The organism is Anaeromyxobacter paludicola, from assembly GCF_023169965.1.
Lineage (GTDB): Bacteria > Myxococcota > Myxococcia > Myxococcales > Anaeromyxobacteraceae > Anaeromyxobacter_B > Anaeromyxobacter_B paludicola.
Map to the genome: position 1 here is coordinate 1,616,626 of NZ_AP025592.1, position 17,636 is coordinate 1,634,261.

The 17,636-nt window shown below is 73.2% G+C and carries 16 protein-coding genes and 1 other RNA gene; 15 read left to right on the forward strand and 2 right to left on the reverse strand.

The window, feature by feature from the left end; all coding sequences use genetic code 11:
• The first annotated feature begins 40 nt into the window (after positions 1-40).
• From AMPC_RS07565 to AMPC_RS07625, 13 genes are all read left to right on the forward strand, one after another.
• A complete protein-coding gene (locus tag AMPC_RS07565) occupies positions 41-745 on the forward strand; it encodes a DUF3047 domain-containing protein (RefSeq protein ID WP_248345541.1) in 705 nt (234 codons plus the stop codon).
• 18 nt (positions 746-763) lie between these two features.
• On the forward strand, positions 764-3,781 hold the full coding sequence (gene glnE / locus AMPC_RS07570; protein ID WP_248345542.1) for a bifunctional [glutamate--ammonia ligase]-adenylyl-L-tyrosine phosphorylase/[glutamate--ammonia-ligase] adenylyltransferase: 3,018 nt from the start codon (positions 764-766) through the stop codon (positions 3,779-3,781).
• Between the two features lie 65 nt (positions 3,782-3,846).
• Positions 3,847-5,859: an APC family permease gene (locus tag AMPC_RS07575; RefSeq protein ID WP_248345543.1), complete on the forward strand. Its 2,013-nt coding sequence runs from the start codon at positions 3,847-3,849 to the stop codon at positions 5,857-5,859.
• Positions 5,856-7,319 (forward strand): patatin-like phospholipase family protein, encoded by a 1,464-nt coding sequence (locus AMPC_RS07580; protein WP_248345544.1) that lies wholly within the window; start codon positions 5,856-5,858, stop codon positions 7,317-7,319. The genes AMPC_RS07575 and AMPC_RS07580 overlap by 4 nt, the downstream gene beginning before the upstream one ends.
• A 106-nt stretch (positions 7,320-7,425) precedes the next feature.
• Complete coding sequence (locus AMPC_RS07585; RefSeq protein ID WP_248346278.1) at positions 7,426-8,346, forward strand: branched-chain amino acid transaminase; 921 nt, start codon at positions 7,426-7,428, stop codon at positions 8,344-8,346.
• 177 nt (positions 8,347-8,523) lie between these two features.
• Positions 8,524-9,288: a Fic family protein gene (locus AMPC_RS07590; RefSeq protein WP_248345545.1), complete on the forward strand. Its 765-nt coding sequence runs from the start codon at positions 8,524-8,526 to the stop codon at positions 9,286-9,288.
• 86 nt (positions 9,289-9,374) lie between these two features.
• Positions 9,375-10,199, forward strand: a complete 825-nt coding sequence (locus AMPC_RS07595; RefSeq protein ID WP_248345546.1) for a deoxyribonuclease IV — start codon at positions 9,375-9,377, stop codon at positions 10,197-10,199.
• Positions 10,196-11,305: a DHH family phosphoesterase gene (locus AMPC_RS07600; protein ID WP_248345547.1), complete on the forward strand. Its 1,110-nt coding sequence runs from the start codon at positions 10,196-10,198 to the stop codon at positions 11,303-11,305. The genes AMPC_RS07595 and AMPC_RS07600 overlap by 4 nt, the downstream gene beginning before the upstream one ends.
• Before the next feature lie 4 nt (positions 11,306-11,309).
• On the forward strand, positions 11,310-12,449 hold the full coding sequence (locus AMPC_RS07605; protein ID WP_248345548.1) for a cysteine desulfurase family protein: 1,140 nt from the start codon (positions 11,310-11,312) through the stop codon (positions 12,447-12,449).
• Positions 12,450-12,539: 90 nt separating this feature from the next.
• On the forward strand, positions 12,540-12,941 hold the full coding sequence (locus AMPC_RS07610) for a response regulator (RefSeq protein WP_248345549.1): 402 nt from the start codon (positions 12,540-12,542) through the stop codon (positions 12,939-12,941).
• Between the two features lie 132 nt (positions 12,942-13,073).
• Positions 13,074-13,268, forward strand: a non-coding RNA gene (gene ssrS, locus AMPC_RS07615) — 6S RNA.
• A gap of 18 nt (positions 13,269-13,286) precedes the next feature.
• Positions 13,287-13,910, forward strand: coding sequence for a 5-formyltetrahydrofolate cyclo-ligase (locus AMPC_RS07620; RefSeq protein WP_248345550.1), 624 nt, complete (start codon positions 13,287-13,289; stop codon positions 13,908-13,910).
• 36 nt (positions 13,911-13,946) lie between these two features.
• Positions 13,947-14,738 carry a TIGR00282 family metallophosphoesterase gene (locus tag AMPC_RS07625; RefSeq protein WP_248345551.1) on the forward strand — a complete coding sequence of 264 codons (792 nt, stop codon included), beginning with the start codon at positions 13,947-13,949 and terminating at the stop codon, positions 14,736-14,738.
• A 155-nt stretch (positions 14,739-14,893) separates the two neighbouring features.
• On the opposite strand, the gene tyrS is transcribed toward AMPC_RS07625, so the two are convergent.
• Positions 14,894-16,159: a tyrosine--tRNA ligase gene (gene tyrS, locus AMPC_RS07630; protein WP_248345552.1), complete on the reverse strand. Its 1,266-nt coding sequence runs from the start codon at positions 16,157-16,159 to the stop codon at positions 14,894-14,896.
• Between the two features lie 13 nt (positions 16,160-16,172).
• Positions 16,173-16,784 carry an RlmE family RNA methyltransferase gene (locus AMPC_RS07635; RefSeq protein ID WP_248345553.1) on the reverse strand — a complete coding sequence of 204 codons (612 nt, stop codon included), beginning with the start codon at positions 16,782-16,784 and terminating at the stop codon, positions 16,173-16,175.
• A gap of 227 nt (positions 16,785-17,011) precedes the next feature.
• Here AMPC_RS07635 and AMPC_RS07640 point away from each other — a divergent pair, with 227 nt between their 5' ends.
• Together AMPC_RS07640 and AMPC_RS07645 are read left to right on the forward strand one after the other, a co-directional pair.
• A complete protein-coding gene (locus AMPC_RS07640) occupies positions 17,012-17,197 on the forward strand; it encodes a YfhL family 4Fe-4S dicluster ferredoxin (RefSeq protein ID WP_256466130.1) in 186 nt (61 codons plus the stop codon).
• A 53-nt stretch (positions 17,198-17,250) separates the two neighbouring features.
• A complete protein-coding gene (locus AMPC_RS07645; RefSeq protein ID WP_248345554.1) occupies positions 17,251-17,559 on the forward strand; it encodes a YfhL family 4Fe-4S dicluster ferredoxin in 309 nt (102 codons plus the stop codon).
• Positions 17,560-17,636: the final 77 nt, after the last annotated feature.

A 17,636-nucleotide genomic window follows, 5' to 3' on the forward strand; every position in this document is an offset into this window, starting at 1 on the left:
GGATTGCGACCGGACGGGGTGGGGGTAAGCTCAAGGGCGCGTGAAACCACTCCTCGCCCGCGCCGCGGCGGCCGCCGCGACGCTCGTGCTCCTCGCCGCCGCCGATCCCGCCCCCACGCCCACGGCCACCCCGGCGGTCCCGCCCCCTCCCCCGTTCCTGAACGAGGAGAAGCTCCCGCTCACCGACTTCCGCGTGGTGGAGCGGGACTCCGGCCCGGTCATGTACTACCAGGTGACCGGACCGCCGGACGATCGCCACATCCACGCGGAGTACAAGCCGCCGCTCGAGACGGTGACGCTCGGGCTCCAGCTCCCCGACCGGCTCCACCAGAAGGCGACGAAGCTGCGCTGGCGCTGGCGGGCCCTCGCCGTCCCCGAGAAGGGGAACGAGTGCGACGCCGGGCGCGGCGACTCGGCCGCCTGCGTCTACGTGGTCTGGAAGTCGGGCCTCAAGTACTACGTCATCAAGTACGTCTGGGCCGGGACCGGCCGGCGCGGCCGCTCCTGCCAGCAGAAGCGGAACCTCTTCGCCGCCCAGGACGCGGTGGTGCGCGAGTCCGGACGCCCCCTCGGCGAGTGGATCACCGAGGAGGTGGACCTCAAGGCCGCCTTCCGGTCCCACTTCCTCGGCGGCGACCCCAAGGGAGACGTCCCCGACCTCGTCGGCATCGGCCTCCTCACCGACGGCGACCAGACCCACAGCCCGAGCGTCGCCGACTACGCCGGCTTCTCCATCCTCTACTGAGAGCCCGCGAAGGCTCCGATGACGCCCGGCCCCCTCTCCCACCTCGATCCCGCCCTGCCCCCGCTCGAGCCCTCCCCCGCCTCGGCGGAGCGGCTCGATCGCCTCGCGCGCCGCTTCCCCGACGCCGCCCCGGCGTTCGCCGAGCTGGCGCGCCGCGCGCCCGATCCCGACCTGGCGCTCGCGGGGGTGGAGCGGTACGCCGACGCGGCGGCCGCGCTCCCCGCCGAGCCCGACCTGCGCGAGGCCCTGGTGCTGCTCTGCGGCAGCTCCCGCCTCGCCGCCCGCCTGCTCGCGCTCCACCCCGGGCTCCTGCGCCGGACCGCCCGCTCGCCCTGGCTCACCCGGCCGCGCGCGGAGGCCTCCCTGCGCCGGCTCCTGGCGCGGGCCGCCCGCGGGCTCGCGCCGGGCGACGGGGCCGGCTTCGACCGGCTGCTCCGCCGCGTGCGGGCCCGCGAGGTCCTGCGCATCTCGCTGCGCGACCTGCGCCGGGCGCCGATGCGCGAGGTGACCGCCGAGCTCTCCGGCCTCGCCCTCGCCTGCACCGACGCCGCGATCCGCTTCCACGACCGCCGCCTCCGGACGCGGCACGGGCCGCCCGCGGGGCTCGAGGCCCGCGAGCCGGGCGCCGGCTTCTGCGCGCTCGCCATGGGCAAGCTCGGCGCCAACGAGCTCAACTTCTCCTCCGACGTGGACCTCATCTACGTCTACGGCCAGGACGGCGAGACCGCCGACGGCACCACCCACTTCGCCTACTTCGCCAAGCTGGCCGAGGCGGTGACCGAGTCGATGGCGCGCCCCACCGAGGAGGGCTTCGTCTTCCGGGTGGACCTCAACCTGCGGCCCGACGGGCGCAGCGGCCCCATCGTCAACGGGGTCCGCGCGGCCGAGCTCTACTACCAGTCGTTCGGCCGGAGCTGGGAGCGGAACGCGCTCCTCAAGGCGCGCCCCGGCGCGGGCGACCTCGCGGTCGGCGACGAGCTCCTCGGGCTGCTCGAGGGGTTCGTCTGGCGGCGCTCGCTCGACCTCGGCGTGCTCGGCGAGATCCAGGCCATGAAGGCGCGCATCGACGCCCGCGCCGGCGCCGAGGGCAGGGACGACCTGAAGCTCGGCAAGGGCGGCATCCGCGAGGCCGAGTTCTTCGTCTCGGCGCTGCAGCTCGTCCACGGCGGCCGCCCCGGCGGCGAGCGGCTGCGCGAGCGGGCGGTGCTGCCGGCCGCCGACCGGCTGCTCTACGCCGGCGTGCTCCAGGCCCGGGACCGGGACGCGCTCGCCGACGCCTACCTCTTCCTGCGCCGGGCCGAGCACCGGGTGCAGATGATCGAGGGGGCGCAGGTGCACCGGCTGCCGGAGGGCGAGGAGCGGCGGCTCGTGGCCCGCGCCATGGGCTTCCCGTCGGTGGCCGCCTTCGAGGAGGCGCTCGGCCTGCACCGCGACCGGGTGGCGGCGCTCTTCGCCGGGCTGCTCGGGGTGGAGAGCCGCCCGCCGCTGGACCCGGAGCTGGCCCTCCTCGCCGACCCGCAGGTCGAGCCGGAGCGGCGCTCCGCCATCGCGGCGAAGCGCGGCCTCGCCGACCCCGACCGCGCGCTCGCCGCCATCGACGCCCTGGCGCGGCGGCGCACCCCCTTCTCGCCGCTCGGGGACCCTGCCCAGGCGGTGGACCTGCTGGCCGAGGCGCTCGCCACGCCCGATCCCGACCAGGCGCTCTCGCACCTCTCCGAGTTCGCCGCGGCGCTCCGCTCGCCGGAGGCCTACTTCCGGCTCCTCGCCGAGCACCGGCGCGTGGCCCGGCTGCTGCTGTCGCTCTTCGGCACCTCCGACTTCCTCTCCAAGCGCTTCCTGCGCCACCCCGAGCTCCTCGACGGCCTCCTGCGCGAGGACCAGGTCTCGCTCGTGAAGAGCCGCGCCGAGCTCGCCGCCGAGGCGGACGAGCGGCTCGCGCTCCACGGCCCCGACCTCCAGATCGACGAGCGGGTCGAGCGCCGGCTGGGCGAGCTGCGCCGCCTCAAGAACGAGGAGGTGCTCCGGGTCGCCATCCACGACATCGCCGGGACGCTCCGGCTCGCCGACGTCGCCGCCCAGCTCACCGCGGTGGCCGAGGTCTGCCTCGAGCGGGCGCTCTCGCTCGCCGAGGAGGAGGCCCGCGAGAAGGGGCGCGCCGCGCCCGGCCGGCTGTGCGTGGTGGCCATGGGCAAGCTCGGCGGCGCGGAGCTCGGCTACCACTCCGACCTCGACCTCATCTTCCTCTACCCCGAGGGGGAGGAGGAGCAGCACGCCGGCTACGCCCGGCTGGCGCAGCGGCTCATGTCCTTCCTGCAGGTGCCGCTGCGGGAGGGCGTCCTCTACAAGATCGACACGCGGCTGCGCCCCTCGGGCAACCAGGGCGCCCTCGTGACCAGCGCGAGCGGCTTCGCCCGCTACCACACCGGCAAGGGCGGCGGAGAGGAGCCGGTGCGGAGCCAGCTCTGGGAGCGGCAGGCCCTCATCCGCGCCCGCCCGGTGGCGGGCGACGTGGCCGCCTTCGAGCGGGTGCGCCAGACCGTGCTCGACGAGGTGGTCTACGGCGAGCCGGGCGACGTGGGCGCGCTCGCCGCCGAGATCCGGCGCATGCGCGAGCGGATCGAGGCCGAGATCGGCCAGGAGCGGGAGCGGGGGAAGAACCCCAAGGCGGGTCGCGGCGGCCTCATCGACGTGGAGTTCGCGGTGCAGTACCTGCAGCTCGCCCACGGGCACGCCTTCCCGGAGCTGCGGGTCCCCTCCACGCCGCTCGCGCTCGAGCGGCTGCGCGCCGCGGGCCTCCTCCGGGAGGGGCCGCACGAAGCGTTGTCGCGGGGTTACGAGTTCCTGCGCCGGCTCGAGCTCCGCCTCCGGATCGTGCACGACTACACCATCGACCACCTCCCGCGGGGCGGCCGGGCCCTGGCGCAGCTGGCCCGCCGGCTCGGCTACGCGGGGGACGACCCGGGAGAGCGGCTCCTCGCCGACTACGGGCGGGTGACCGAGCGGGTCCGCGCTGCGTTCGACGAGGTCACGCGGTAGATCCCCCCCGAACCGCGGGACGTTCCCCGCCCTCACCGGGGGTGCTAAGTTCCGCGCCCACTTCGATGAGCGACCTACACGCCCCCGCGTCCCCGCCCCCGCAGCCCCCCCGCTCGCGCCTGCGCCGGATCCTGTTCGGCGCGCCCCGCAACATCCAGGACCCGAGCACCTACCACAGCATCTCGCTCATCGCCTTCCTGGCCTGGGTGGGGCTCGGCGCCGACGGCCTCTCCTCCTCGGCCTACGGTCCGGACGAGGCCTTCCGCGCGCTCGGCAGCCACCACTACCTCGGCGTCGCGCTCGCGCTCGCGACGGCGGTGACGGTCTTCGTCATCTCCGTCGCCTACTCGCAGATCATCAAGCGCTTCCCCTTCGGCGGCGGCGGGTACGTGGTCGCGAGCCACCTGCTCGGGCCGCGCTTCGGCGTGGTCTCGGGGTCGGCGCTCCTCGTGGACTACGTCCTCACCATCTCGGTGTCGATCGCGAGCGGCGCGAACCAGGTCTTCAGCGTCCTGCCGCCCCACTGGGCGCCCTACAAGCTCGTCATCGAGGCCGCGGTCATCGGCCTGCTCGTGATCATGAACCTGCGCGGCGTGCGCGAGTCGGTCACCATCCTGACGCCGATCTTCGGGCTGTTCCTGCTCACCCACGTCATCCTCATCGTCGGCGGCATCGCCACCCACGCGACGGAGATCCCGCGGGTCGCCGGCGAGGTCCACGAGGGCTTCCGGAGCGGGCTCGCCACGCTCGGGGTCGCGGGCCTCTTCGGCCTGTTCGTGCGGGCCTACTCCATGGGCGGCGGCACCTACACCGGCATCGAGGCGGTCTCGAACGGCCTGCAGATCATGCGCGAGCCCAAGGTGGAGACCGCCCGGCGGACGATGGTCTACATGTCGATCTCCCTGGCCGCCACGGCCGGCGGGATCCTCCTCCTCTACATGCTGTTCCACATCGCGCCGGAGGGGGACAAGACGATGAACGCCATCCTCCTCGAGCGCTGGGCCGGCGGCTTCCGGCTGGGCGCCCTGCCGGTCGGGACCTGGTTCACCTGGCTCACGCTGTCGGCCGAGGCGGCCCTCCTCTTCGTGGCCGCGCAGGCCGGCTTCATCGACGGCCCCCGCGTGATGGCCAACATGGCCACCGACTCCTGGCTGCCGCACCGCTTCGCCCAGATCTCCGACCGGCTCACCATGCAGGACGGCGTGCTGCTCATGGGCGGCGCCTCGCTGGCCGCGCTCCTCTACACGCGCGGCGACATCACCGCCCTCGTCACGATGTACTCCATCAACGTCTTCGTGACCTTCTCGCTCTCGCAGGCCGCCATGGTGCGCTACTGGACCGGCCGCCGCGGCGAGAGCGGGCGCAAGCGGGGCCTCGTCATCCACTCGGTGGCGCTGGCGCTCTGCCTCGGCATCCTCGCCGGCACGGTCTACGAGAAGGCCGAGCAGGGGGGCTGGCTCACCATCGTCGCCACCAGCGTGGTGGTGGTGCTCTGCTTCGTCATCCGGCGGCACTACCTCGAGGTGAAGAAGAACCTCACCCGCCTCAACGAGATCATGAACGCGCTCCCGGCGCACCCGACCGGCGAGCACGCCCGCCTCGACCCGAAGCTCCCCACCGCGGTGATGATGGTGGGCGGCTACTCCGGGCTCGGCATCCACGCGCTCCTCACCGTCCAGCGGCTGTTCCCCGGGCACTTCAAGAACTACGTCTTCGTGTCGGTGGGCGTCATCGACTCGGCGACCATGAAGGGGGTGGAGGAGGTGGATCAGGTGAAGGAGAAGACCGAGGGCAGCCTGCGGCGGTACGTGGACCTGGCGCGGCGGCTCGGGCTGGCCGCCGACTACCGCATGGCGGTCGGGACCGAGGCGGTCACCGAGGCCGAGCAGCTCGCCATCCAGATCGCGCGCGACTTCCCGCGCACCGTCTTCTTCGCCGGCAAGCTGGTGTTCGAGCAGGAGCGGTGGTTCCAGCGGCTGCTCCACAACGAGACCGCCTACCAGCTGCAGCGGCGGCTCCAGTTCGCCGGCCTCAACGCCATGGTCCTGCCGGTGCGGGTGATGTCCCAGGCCGCATGATCCCCGGCGCGGACCTCGACGCGCTCCGCGCCAAGCTCCGCCCCTTCGAGGAGGCGGAGCTGGCGCTGCTCCGGAGCGTGGTCTCCCGCCCCGCCTGGCTCGCCGAGCCGGAGGAGGCGGCCATCCGCTACGCGCTCAACCTGGCGCGGATCACCCTGCTGCGGACGCCGGACGGCGACCTCGACCTCGAGGAGCTGCTCGACCCCTTCCGCCAGGAGCTCCAGTCGATCGTCGAGCCGCTGCTCCTGCGCGCGGGCGGCGTGGACCGCGCCGGCGCCGCCCGGCTGGCGCCGCACCTCGGGGCGCGCGCGCTCGCCTGGCGGCAGCGGCTGCTGCAGGCCTTCCCCGACCGGCTCCCGCCCGAGCTCCTCGACCGCGAGGTCTGCGAGCGGGCGCTGGTGCTCGTCTGCGGGGGAGGCGGCGGCGTCTCCTGGGCCTACCTGGGCGCGTTCGCGCTCCTCGAGCAGTACGGGCTCGTGCCGCGGCTCCTCGCCGGGGCGAGCATGGGCGCGACGCTGCTCCTGTTCCGCGCCCGGCGGATCCACTACGCCGAGGAGGACCTGCGCGAGGTGGTCTCGAAGCTCACCTTCCGCAGCGTCTTCCGCTTCCTCGAGACCGAGTCGCGCTACGCGCTGCCGGGCGCGGCGCGCCTCTACCTGCGCGAGGCCATCGGCGAGTTCCTGCGCGCGCCCGGCGGGCGGCCGCTCCGGCTCGCCGACCTCCCCATCCCGCTCCTGGTCACCGTGACCGGCATCCGCGCCGGGGCCCTCCCCCACGACCCCGGCTTCTACGAGCACCTGCTCGACCTCACCGGCCGGATGCCGCGGCCGCACGTGGTGAAGCGCGCCGTCACCGACCTGCGCACCGCGCTCACCGAGCTCGTGCGGCAGCGCGACCGCTTCGCCCGCGTCTACCTGGGCGGCGACGACGAGACCGCGGCCTTCGACGCGGTGGACGCGGTCGGCTTCTCCTCCTCCCTGCCGGGCGTCATCCACTACGACGTCCTGCGGGACGACGAGCGGATGCACCGGCTGCTCGAGGACCTCTTCCGGCGCCACGAGCTCTTCCGGCTCATGGACGGCGGCATCTCCGACAACCTGCCCGCCCGCGCCGCCTTCGACGTGGTCCACCGCGGCGCCCTCGGCACCCGCAACGCCTTCGTCCTCGCGCTCGACGCCTTCGGGCCCAAGCTCACCCACCCGCTCTGGTTCACCCTGCAGCAGCTCGTGGCGCAGAACGTGGCCCGGAACCGGCCGTTCATCGGCCACGCCAAGAGCTTCCAGAAGGTGCTGTCGCCGGTCGAGGTCATCCCGGCGCCGGCGCACCTCGAGCGCGCCATCCAGTGGGGCAAGGAGGAGCTCCTGCCGGAGATGCCGCTCATCGCGCGCATGTGCCGGCCCTTCCGCCGGCCGGCGGCCGGGCGGGGGCTCGCCGGTGGCCCCGCGCCGTCCGGCGCGTGAGCCGGGGCTCCGCCGCCGCCGCCCCGCGTCCCGAACGCGACGTTGATCCCCCGACCGTGTTGGGGCAGAGTCAAACGTTCACCCCTTGACCCGGAGGCGGCGCAAGATGATGAAGGCGGACAAGATCTGGATGGACGGCAAGCTCGTGGCCTGGGACCAGGCGCAGGTGCACGTGCTCACCCACGCGCTCCACTACGGTCTCGGGGTGTTCGAGGGCATCCGGGCCTACAAGACCGCCGACGGCCGCTCCGCCGTATTCCGCCTGCGCGAGCACGTCCAGCGGCTCGCCGACTCGGCGCACATCCTCATGATGCCCCTGCCCTTCTCGGTGGAGGCGCTCTCCGAGGCCTGCGTCGAGGTGCTCAAGGCCAACCGGATGCCGGAGGCCTACCTGCGGCCGCTCGCCTTCTCCGGCTACGGCACGCTCGGCGTCGGCGCGCAGAACCCGACCCAGGTCGTGATCGCCGCCTGGCCGTGGGGCGCCTACCTCTCCGACGAGGGGCTCGCCAAGGGGATCCGCGCCAAAGTCTCCTCCTTCACGCGCATGCACGTGAACGTGAACATGGTCCGCGCCAAGGTGAGCGGGCAGTACGTGAACTCGATCCTCGCCAACCGCGAGGCGGTGCTCGCCGGCTACGACGAGGCCATCCTGCTCGACACCGACGGCTACGTGGCCGAGGGCTCGGGCGAGAACATCTACATCGTGAAGGACGGGACCATCTTCACCCCGCCGCTCTCCTCCCCGGTGCTCGCCGGCATCACCCGCGACTCGGTGCTCCGCATCGCCCGCGACCAGGGCGTGCCGGTGGTCGAGCAGAAGTTCACGCGCGACACCATGTACATCGCCGACGAGCTGTTCATGACCGGGACGGCGGCGGAGGTCACCCCCGTGCGGGAGGTGGACAACCGGCGCATCGGCAAGGGCGAGCCCGGTCCGGTCACCCGCGCCCTGCAGTCCGGCTTCTTCCGGGCGGTGAAGGGCGAGGACCCCAAGTACCGGGACTGGCTGAGCTTCTACCAGGCGTAGGAATCCCGGAAACATTCCGCCGCGCGAAGTGTTCCCTTACGCGTCGGTGTGGGCGCCCGGCACCGGAAGAGGTGGCCGGGCGTCCGCCCGTCGGATACAACAGCGGAATCCTGAGACTTTCCGCCTTTTCCGCCGCTCGCCCTCCCCCGGGGCCGAGCCGAGAGGAGCGCACGCATCATGCGGAGCCGGTACATCGACATCGACGATCGCAGCCAGGACCTCGCCGACCTCCTGCGCGAGGAGCCCGGCCTCCGCGCCGAGCTCGAGCGGATGTACGAGCTGTCGTGGCTCTACCACGAGAACGCGCTCGAGGGCGCCGTCTACACCGCCCAGGAGCTCTCGCAGGCGCTGCAGCACCAGCCGGTGAGCGACTCGATCTCGATCGCCGCCCACCGCGAGATCCGGAACCACAAGGCGGCCATCGACCTCGTCCGGGCCGAGGCGGCGGCGAAGAAGCCCAAGGTGAACCTCACCCTGGCGAAGCGGATCTACGAGACGCTCGGCCAGGGCTTCGAGAGCCGGCAGGTGGCCGAGTTCCGCAAGGAGATGCCGCTCCACCGGGCCTACTTCCACGAGATCGCCCAGCCGGCGAAGATCCAGCCGATGCTCGCGAAGCTGTTCGAGCTCGTCGAGACCACCGACTTCCGCGGCGCCCACCCGATCCAGCAGGCCTCCCGGATCCACCACGGGTTCATGCAGGCCTACCCCTTCACCGAGGGCTCCGGGAAGGTGGCGCGCCTGCTCGGGAACCTGTACCTGCTCCACGCCGGCCTGCAGCCCTGCGTCATCCACGCCATCGACCGCCAGCGCTACTACGACTCGCTCAAGCAGCCCGAGCCGGTGCTCCGCGATCTCGTGCTCGAGGCGATCGAGAACGGGATCGCGAACGCGGAGAAGCTCGTCCGGCAGGCCCGCGAGGAGCGGCGCCGGCAGGCCCGCTAGCGAGCCCGCTCCGGGGCGGGGGCGCCCGCCCGGCGTGCTGCCGCCCGTGGCGCCGCCCCGCCGCGTGGAGTATGACAGCGCCCCGAATGATCCTGGGCGCCCATGAAGGCATCGCCGGAGGGGTCTCCACCGCGTTCGCGCGGGCCGAGGCCGACGGCGCCGACTGCCTGCAGATCTTCACGCGCAACGCCCGCGGCTGGGCGGCGAAGCCGCTCGACCCCGAGGAGGTGGCCCGGTTCCGGGCCGAGGCGGCGCGCACCGGCAAGCCGACGGCGGCGCACTGCACCTACCTCGTGAACCTCTGCTCCGGCGACGCCGAGATCCGGCGCAAGAGCTGGGACGGGCTCGCCGACGAGCTCGGGCGGTGCGAGGCGCTCGGCGTCCCGTCGCTCGTGTTCCACCCGGGGAGCTGCGAGGACGAGCCGCTGGGGCTGCGGCTCGTCGCCGAGGGGATGACCGAGGCGCTGGAGCGCTCCCCCGGCAGGTCCCGGCTGCTCCTCGAGACCACCGCCGGCCAGGGCGCCTCGCTCGGGTGGCGCTTCGAGCACCTCGCCGCCATCCGCGAGGCGGTGCCCGCGAAGCTCCGCCGGCGCGTCGGCGTCTGCGTGGACACCTGCCACCTGCACGCCGCCGGCTACGACCTCCTCACCGAGGAGGGCTACGAGGCGACCTTCGCCGAGCTCGACCGGACCCTCGGGCTCGGGCTCGTGCAGGCGTTCCACCTCAACGACAGCAAGAAGGGGCGCGGCTGCCGGGTGGACCGTCACGAGCACATCGGGGACGGCGCGCTCGGCACGGAGCCCTTCCGAAGGCTCGTGAACGACCCCCGCTTCGCCGACGTCCCCGCCTTCCTCGAGACCGAGCTCCGCTTCAAGGAGAACCTCGAGGTGCTGCGCTCGCTGCTGCGATGACCCCCGCGTCCCGCAGCCGCTCGCGGCCGCGCCCCCGGCCACGCCCCGCCCGGCCCGCCCGCGGCTCCGCCGAGGCGCGCCGGGCCGAGGGGCAGCGCGCCAAGCTCGACCGGCTCGTCGCCTTCGCGAAGGGGCGCCGGCGCGCGCTGGTGCTCACCCACGACAACCCCGACCCGGACGCGCTCGCCGCCGCCGTGGCGCTCGCCTACATCCTCGAGAAGCTCGCCGGGGTCCGCGCCCAGGTGGCCTACGGCGGCATCGTGGGCCGCGCCGAGAACCGCGCCTTCCTGAGGGTGCTGAGGCTGCCGGTCACGCCCATCTCGCGGGTGGTCTTCGCCGAGCACGACCTCATCTGCATGGTGGACACCCAGCCGGAGCAGGGGAACCACTCGCTCCCGGCGCGCCACTTCCCCGACGTGGTCATCGACCACCACCCGGAGCGCCCGGAGACCCGCAACGTCCGCTTCGCCGACGTGGGCGGGCGGCTCGGCGCCACCTCCACCGTCCTCACCGAGTACATCCGCGCGAGCGGGCTGCCCCTCCCGCCGTCCATCGCGACGGCGCTCTACTACGGGATCAAGGCCGACACCCGCGACCTCGGCCGGGAGACCACGCCGCCGGACGTCGCGAGCTACCTCTGGCTCTTCCCGCAGGTGGACAAGGAGGCCCTCGCGGCCATCGAGCACCCGCGGCTGCCCATCGAGTACTTCCGCCTGTACCACACGGCCATCGAGCGGGCGCAGGTCTACGACGCCGCGGTGGTCTGCGACGTGGGGAGCATCTACTCGCCCGACATGGTGGCCGAGGTGGCGGAGCGGTTCCTGTTCCTCGGCGAGGTGAAGTGGTCGCTCGCCTGGGCCGACTACGAGGGGCAGCTCTTCTTCTCCCTCCGCACCAGCGACCGGCGCATGAACGCGGGCCGGCTCATCCGGGAGGTCATCGAGGCCCGCGGCGGCTCGGCCGGAGGCCACGGCTCGATGGCGGGCGCCCGGGTGCCGCTCCGGGGGCTCTCCCCGGCCGGCCGCAAGAAGCTCGAGCAGGAGATCGTGTCGGCGTTCCTCAAGGCCTTCGGCGTGAAGAGCCGCCGGCCGCAGCGCATCGTGTGAGCCGGTGATCTACCTCGACCACAACGCCATCACCCCGGTCCGGCCGGAGGCCCGCGCCGCGGTGGCGCGCGCCCTCGAGGTCTTCGGCAACCCCGCCTCCACGCACGCCGCCGGCCGCGCCGCCCGCGCCGTGCTCGACGACGCCCGCGCCCAGGTGGCGGCCGCCCTGTCGGCGAGCCCGGGCGACGTGGTCTTCACCTCCGGCGCCACCGAGTCGGCGGCCGTCGCCATCCGCGGCGTCCTCGGCGCCGCGCCCCGCGAGCGGCGCGAGCTCGTGGTCACCGCCGTCGAGCACCCCTGCGTCCTCTCCCTCGCCGAGGCGCTCGCCGACCAGGGCACGCCCGTGCGCGTGGTCCCGGTGGACCGGCGCGGGCTCCCCGACGAGGAGGCCTGGCGCGCGGCGCTGTCCGGCCGCACCGCCCTCGCCTGCGCCATGCTCGCCAACAACGAGACCGGGGTGATGCTCCCCGTCCCCCGGCTCGCGGCGGCGGCGCGCGAGGTGGGCGCGCCCTTCTTCTGCGACGCCGTCCAGGCGGTCGGGAAGGTGGAGGTGGACGTCCGCACCCTCGGCGCCGACCTCGTCGCCCTCACGGCCCAGAAGTTCGGCGGCCCCCGCGGCGCCGGTGCGCTCGTCGTCCGGCCGGGGCTCCCGCTCGCGCCCCTCTTCGGCGGCCACCAGGAGCGCGAGCGGCGCGCCGGGACCGAGAACCTCCCCGGCATCGCCGGGCTCGGCGCGGCGCTCGAGGCGGCCTGCGCCGCCCGCGAGGTCGAGCAGGCCAGGGTGGGCGCGCTGCGCGACCGGCTCGAGGCCGCGCTCCTCGCCGCCTGGCCGGGAGCTCGCGTGAACGGCGCCGGCGCGCCGCGCCTGCCCGGCACCCTCTCCATCACCCTCCCCGGCTGCGACGCCGAGGCGCTCCTCATCGCCCTCGACCTCGAGGGGATCTGCGCCAGCGCCGGCAGCGCCTGCACCTCCGGGTCGAGCAAGCCGTCGCACGTGCTCTCGGCCACGGGGCTCTCGCCGGCGGAGGCCCGCGCCACCCTCCGGCTCAGCCTCGGCTGGACCAGCCAGCCCGAGGACGTGGCGCGCGCCGCGGAGGCCATCCCGCGGCTCGCGGCCCGGGTGCGAGCCGCCATCCCCCTCTGACCCGGCGCGAGGGGCGGGGCAGCCCCTCCACCCCCGGCCCGCCGCCAAAGCTCGCCGCCGGCGCGGCGCGGGGCTATCCTGCGCCCTCGCATGGCGCACCACCCCGCGATCCTCATCATCGACGACTCCCTCTCGGCCCTCGCGCACATGTACTCGGCGCTGCGCAACGCCGGCTACCGGCGGATCGAGTCGGCCATGGACTGGTCGGAGGTGCGCGGGGCCCTGCCGCGCGGGCCTTACGACCTCATCGTCATCGACGTGAACCTGCCCGGCATGCTGTCCGGCGACATCCTCGCCGCCCAGCTCCGCAAGGACCAGCGCACGGCCGCCGCGAAGATCTTCTTCCACTCCGGGCTGCGAGAGCGGGACCTCGAGGCCCTCGCCCGCCGCGCCCACGCCGACGGCTGGATGGTGAAGAGCGACGGCGTCGCGCTGGCCGCCCGAGTGAAGGAGCTCGTGCCGCTCCCGCCGGAGGAGCCGGATCGCACCTGACGGCCGGCCTCCCGCCGGGCCCGACCCGCGCCCCCCCGACGCGCCTTGACAGATCCGCTGGGCGAGCGTTACGCTCTCACCATAAAAGCTGCGTCAAATGGCGCGGTTGCAGCTCTTTCATGGCTCTTGATCTGCCCCCTGCCGGGCTCGTGATTCGGCTCCGAGTCGTTTGGGCCGACTTTGTAAAAAAGAGGAGCGTCCGGCCGGCTCCATGTGCAGGCTCCCAGCAGCGAGGGAGAAGCCTACGGTGTCCGGTCATACCCGGGTGCCCCACCTGTAGAAATACAGGTCCAAGCAACCGAGCCACACGGCCATGGCGGGGGGCTTTTTTTCGCACCCGAGACCATGACGCCCCATCCCCCTTCCCCCGACCTGGCGCTCGCGAAGGCGCAGCTCCGCCAGCAGCTCACGACCGCGCGCGCCCGGCTCGAGCCGGGCGTCCGCGCCACCGCCTGCGAGGCCATCACCCGGACCGTCTGCGCCCTCCCCGCTTGGGGTGAGGCGGGCGTGGTCGCGCTCTACGCCGCGTCCGGGGGCGAGGTGGAGACCGCGGCGCTCGCCGCCGCGGCCGTCCGGGCCGGCAAGACGCTCGCGTGGCCCGTCATCGTCGCCGGCGACCGCCGCCTCTCGTTCGCGGCCGCCGCGCCCGAGGCGCTGGTGGCCGGACCCTTCGGCATCCGCCGTCCGCCCCCCGGCGCGCCGGCGGTCGCGCGCGGGGAGATCGGCCTGTTCCTCGTGCCGGGCGTCGGCTTCGACCTCGCCTGCGAGCGGCTCGGCCGCGGCGCCGGCTTCTACGACGCCACGCTCGCCGCCGTGGAGGGCAAGGCCGAGCGGGTCGGGCTCGCCTTCGATCTGCAGGTCGTGGACGCCCTGCCGCGCGAGTCGCACGACGTCGCGCTCGACGCGGTGGTGACCGAGACCCGCCTCCTGCGGCCCCCGGCACCCGCCGAGGCCACCGTTGCGCGTTGACTTGCGGGCCCCGCCTGTGGCTCCTATGCCCCCGCCTTGAAAGTCCTCTTCCTCGGAGACGTGTTCGCGAAGCCCGGCCGCCAGGCCGTGAAGCACTTCGTGCCGAAGCTCATCGGGCGCCACGGGATCGACCTCGTGATCGCCAACGCCGAGAACAGCTCGGGCGGGAACGGCGTGACGCCGGACACCGCCGACGAGCTGCTCGCGGCGGAGGTGAACCTGCTCACCGGCGGCAACCACAGCTGGTCGAAGCGCGAGATCCTCCCCTACATGGAGCGGCCCGGGTGCCGGCTGCTGCGTCCGGCCAACTACCCCAAGGGCACGCCGGGCCAGGGCAGCGCCGTGGTGGAGACGCCCGACGGGCGCAAGCTCGGGGTGGTGAACCTCGAGGGTCGGGTCTTCATGCGCAACCTCGACGATCCCTTCGTGGTGGTGAAGGAGGAGATCGCGAAGCTCCGGGCCGCCGGCGCGAAGGCCATCCTCGTGGACATGCACTGCGAGGCGACGAGCGAGAAGAACGCCATGGGCCACTTCCTCGACGGCGAGGTGGCGGCGGTGCTCGGGACGCACACGCACATCCAGACCGCCGACGCCCGCGTGCTGCCCGGCGGCACGGCCTACATCACCGACGTGGGCATGTGCGGCCCCTGGGACTCGGTCATCGGCGTGAAGAAGGAGCTCGTGGTCCAGCGCTTCCTGACGCAGCGCCCGGTGAGCTTCGAGCCCGGGAAGCGCGACGTCTGGCTGCAGGGGGCCATCGTGGACCTCGACGAGGTCACCGGGAAGGCGCGGAGCATCGAGCGGGTGCAGGAGAAGCTGCCGGAGTAGGCGGCGCGCCTCCTCCCCCGCCCTCCCCCGCTACGCGGGAGAGGGTGAGCCGCACGTCGTGCCTCCGGCTCGCTGGCCCCCACGCCGTGCCCGATGCGCCCCCTCCCCGCTCGGGCGGGGAGGGCTGGGGAGGGGCGGCCAGGAGGACCTGGCGCTCACCCCTCCGCGACGAGGAGCGCGTGGTTGCGCTTCCCCTTCTGCACCATGGCGTAGCGCCCGTGCAGGAGGTCGGCGGCGGAGAGGGTCCGCTCCGGCGCCGGCACCGTCTCGCCGTTCAGGAGGAAGCCCTTCCCCTGGATGCCGCGCCGCGCGTCGCCCTTGGAGCTCGCGAGGCCGCTCTTCACGAGGGCGTCGAGGATGGAGAGCCCCTCGACCTCGGCCCGGGGGAGCGTCACCACCGGCAGCTCGCGCGAGAGCACCTCCAGCACCTCGGCGCTGGCGGCGCGCAGCTCGGTGCCGCCGAAGAGCAGCCGGCTCGCCGCCACCACGTTGCGCGCCGCCTCGGCGCCGTGGATGCGCGCCGTCATCTCCTCCGCGAGCCGCCGCTGGGCGGGCCGCTTCCCGGGGTCGCGCGCCTGCTCCTCCAGGAGCGCCGCGATCTCCTCGACCGGGAAGAAGGTGAAGAACTTGAGGCAGCGCTCCACGTCGCGATCGTCGGTGTTGAGCCAGAACTGGAAGAACTTGTACGGGGAGGTCTTCTCGGGATCGAGCCAGACGTTCCCCTGCTCGCTCTTGCCGAACTTGGCGCCCGTCGCGGTCGTGAGGAGCGGGAAGGTGAGGCCGTGGGCGCTCCTCCCCTCCTTGCGCGAGATGAGCTCGGTGCCGGCGGTGATGTTGCCCCACTGGTCGCTGCCGCCCATCTGCAGCTCGCAGCCGTCGAGCCGGAAGAGCCGCCAGAAGTCGTAGGCCTGCACCAGCATGTAGCTGAACTCGGTGAAGGACATCCCCGCTTCCATGCGGTTCTTCACCGAGTCCTTGGCCAGCATGTAGTTGATGGTGAAGTGCTTGCCGGCGTCGCGCAGGAACTCCATGAGCCCGAGCGGCCGCAGCCAGTCGGCGTTGTTGCGCACCAGCGCGCCGTTCGCGCCCTCGAAGGAGACGAAGCGCTCGAGCTGGGCGCGGATCCGCGAGACGTTGTGGTCGATCTGCTCGACCGAGAGCACCGGCCGCTCGGCCCGCTTCCCGGAGGGGTCGCCGACCATGCCGGTGCCGCCGCCCACCACGATGATGGGCCGGCCGCCGCAGCGCTGCAGCCAGGCGAGCCCCATCACCGGCACGAGGTTGCCGACGTGGAGCGAGTCCGCGGTGGGGTCGAAGCCGACGTAGCCGCTGATGGGCCCCTCGGCGAGGCGGGCCTCCAGGCCCGGGGTCTGATCGTGGACGAGGCCGCGCGGCGTGAGCTCTTGCAGAAGCGTGGACATAGGGGCTGGCAGATTACCGGATCTTGGCCGCGCGGAAGCCCTTCCCGACCACGTAGCACTCGAAGCTGTGCTCGCGCGTCGCCTCCGGCCGCACCACCTTCACCTCGTCGAAGCGCTCCTGCAGCTCCTTCTTGAAGAGCGGGAAGTCGCCGCCCATGAAGACCTTGCAGACGAAGGCGCCGCCGCGCTTGAGCAGCGCGTCGGAGGTGCCGAGCGCCATCCGGCAGAGCTCGAGCGAGCGGGCCTCGTCGGTGATCTTCACGCCGATGGTCTTGGGGGCCATGTCGCTCGTGACGAGATCGTAGGGGCCGGGGTGGAGGGCCCGGATGCGGTCCACCGCGTCCGGGTCGAGCAGGTTCACCACCGCGGTCCGGATCCAGGCCTTGCCGAGGTTGCGGATGGGCTCGAGGTCCACCCCGACGGCGACTCCCCGCTCGCCCACCGCCTCGCCGAGGATCTGCAGGAAGCCTCCCGGCGCGGCGCCCAGGTCGAGGACCGCCTGCCCCTTCGCCAGCAGCCGGTGCCGGCGGAGGATCTCGTCGATCTTGAAGGCCGAGCGGGCGCGGAGCCCCTCCTGCTTCGCCTTCCGGTAGTAGAAGTCCTTGGGATCGTAGGGTTTGGACATGCGCGCGCACTCTACCAGCCTTCGCGGACCGGACGAATCCACTTAGAGCGGAATTGACCGGTTCCGCCCCCTACATCGGCTCCGCTGGTCGATTTCCCTTTGTTTCCAGTGGACTGCACAGGTCCAGATAGCACCCGCCGTCTTGACCGGACCTCCCCCTCCGTGCGATGAAACGGACCCTCCCCCACCCCAGTGGCGCCCACCAGGCGCACGAGAGGAACCAGCCGATGGCGATGAAGATCACCGAGGAGTGCATCAACTGCGGCGCCTGCGAGCCGGAGTGCCCGAACACCGCCATCTCGCAGGGCGACGACATCTACGTCATCGACGCCTCCAAGTGCACCGAGTGCAAGGGCCAGCACGACGAGCCGGCCTGCGCCGCCGTCTGCCCGGTCGACTGCTGCGTCCTCTAACTTCCGCCCACCTCCGCCCGACGTCTCCGTCCGGCACCACGTAGGAGTCCGCGATGGCCACCATCATCACCGACGAGTGCATCAACTGCGGCGCCTGTGAGCCCGAGTGCCCCAACGCCGCCATCACGCAGGGTGACGACATCTACGTCATCAACCCCGCGCTCTGCACCGAGTGCGTCGGCTTCCACGACGAGGAGGCCTGCGCCGCGGTGTGCCCGGTGGACTGCTGCGTGACCGACGACGCGCACGCCGAGACCGAGGAGGCGCTGTACGCCAAGCTCGCGACCGTGCACGCGGACAAGCAGTTCCCGCCGCTCGCGGAGCTCCCGGCCAACCTCTCCCGGTTCCGGAAGTCGGCCTGATCCACGGGCCGGGGCGCCGCCCCGGCCAGCCTCCGTCGGCCGGGCTCTCGCCCGGCGGCGGACCCGAAGGCCCCGTG

Excerpts from the sequence above, each read along its gene's own strand:
- AMPC_RS07600 (WP_248345547.1), top strand. The coding sequence starts at position 10,196 with ATGACCCCCGCGTCCCGCAGCCGCTCGCGGCCGCGCCCCCGGCCACGC.
- AMPC_RS07610 (WP_248345549.1), top strand. The coding sequence starts at position 12,540 with ATGGCGCACCACCCCGCGATCCTCATCATCGACGACTCCCTCTCGGCC.
- AMPC_RS07585 (WP_248346278.1), top strand. The coding sequence starts at position 7,426 with ATGATGAAGGCGGACAAGATCTGGATGGACGGCAAGCTCGTGGCCTGG.
- AMPC_RS07595 (WP_248345546.1), top strand. The coding sequence starts at position 9,375 with ATGATCCTGGGCGCCCATGAAGGCATCGCCGGAGGGGTCTCCACCGCG.
- glnE (WP_248345542.1), top strand. The coding sequence starts at position 764 with ATGACGCCCGGCCCCCTCTCCCACCTCGATCCCGCCCTGCCCCCGCTC.
- AMPC_RS07580 (WP_248345544.1), top strand. The coding sequence starts at position 5,856 with ATGATCCCCGGCGCGGACCTCGACGCGCTCCGCGCCAAGCTCCGCCCC.
- AMPC_RS07635 (WP_248345553.1), bottom strand. The coding sequence starts at position 16,784 with ATGTCCAAACCCTACGATCCCAAGGACTTCTACTACCGGAAGGCGAAG.
- AMPC_RS07620 (WP_248345550.1), top strand. The coding sequence starts at position 13,287 with ATGACGCCCCATCCCCCTTCCCCCGACCTGGCGCTCGCGAAGGCGCAG.
- tyrS (WP_248345552.1), bottom strand. The coding sequence starts at position 16,159 with ATGTCCACGCTTCTGCAAGAGCTCACGCCGCGCGGCCTCGTCCACGAT.
- AMPC_RS07575 (WP_248345543.1), top strand. The coding sequence starts at position 3,847 with ATGAGCGACCTACACGCCCCCGCGTCCCCGCCCCCGCAGCCCCCCCGC.
- AMPC_RS07645 (WP_248345554.1), top strand. The coding sequence starts at position 17,251 with ATGGCCACCATCATCACCGACGAGTGCATCAACTGCGGCGCCTGTGAG.
- AMPC_RS07640 (WP_256466130.1), top strand. The coding sequence starts at position 17,012 with ATGGCGATGAAGATCACCGAGGAGTGCATCAACTGCGGCGCCTGCGAG.
- AMPC_RS07590 (WP_248345545.1), top strand. The coding sequence starts at position 8,524 with ATGCGGAGCCGGTACATCGACATCGACGATCGCAGCCAGGACCTCGCC.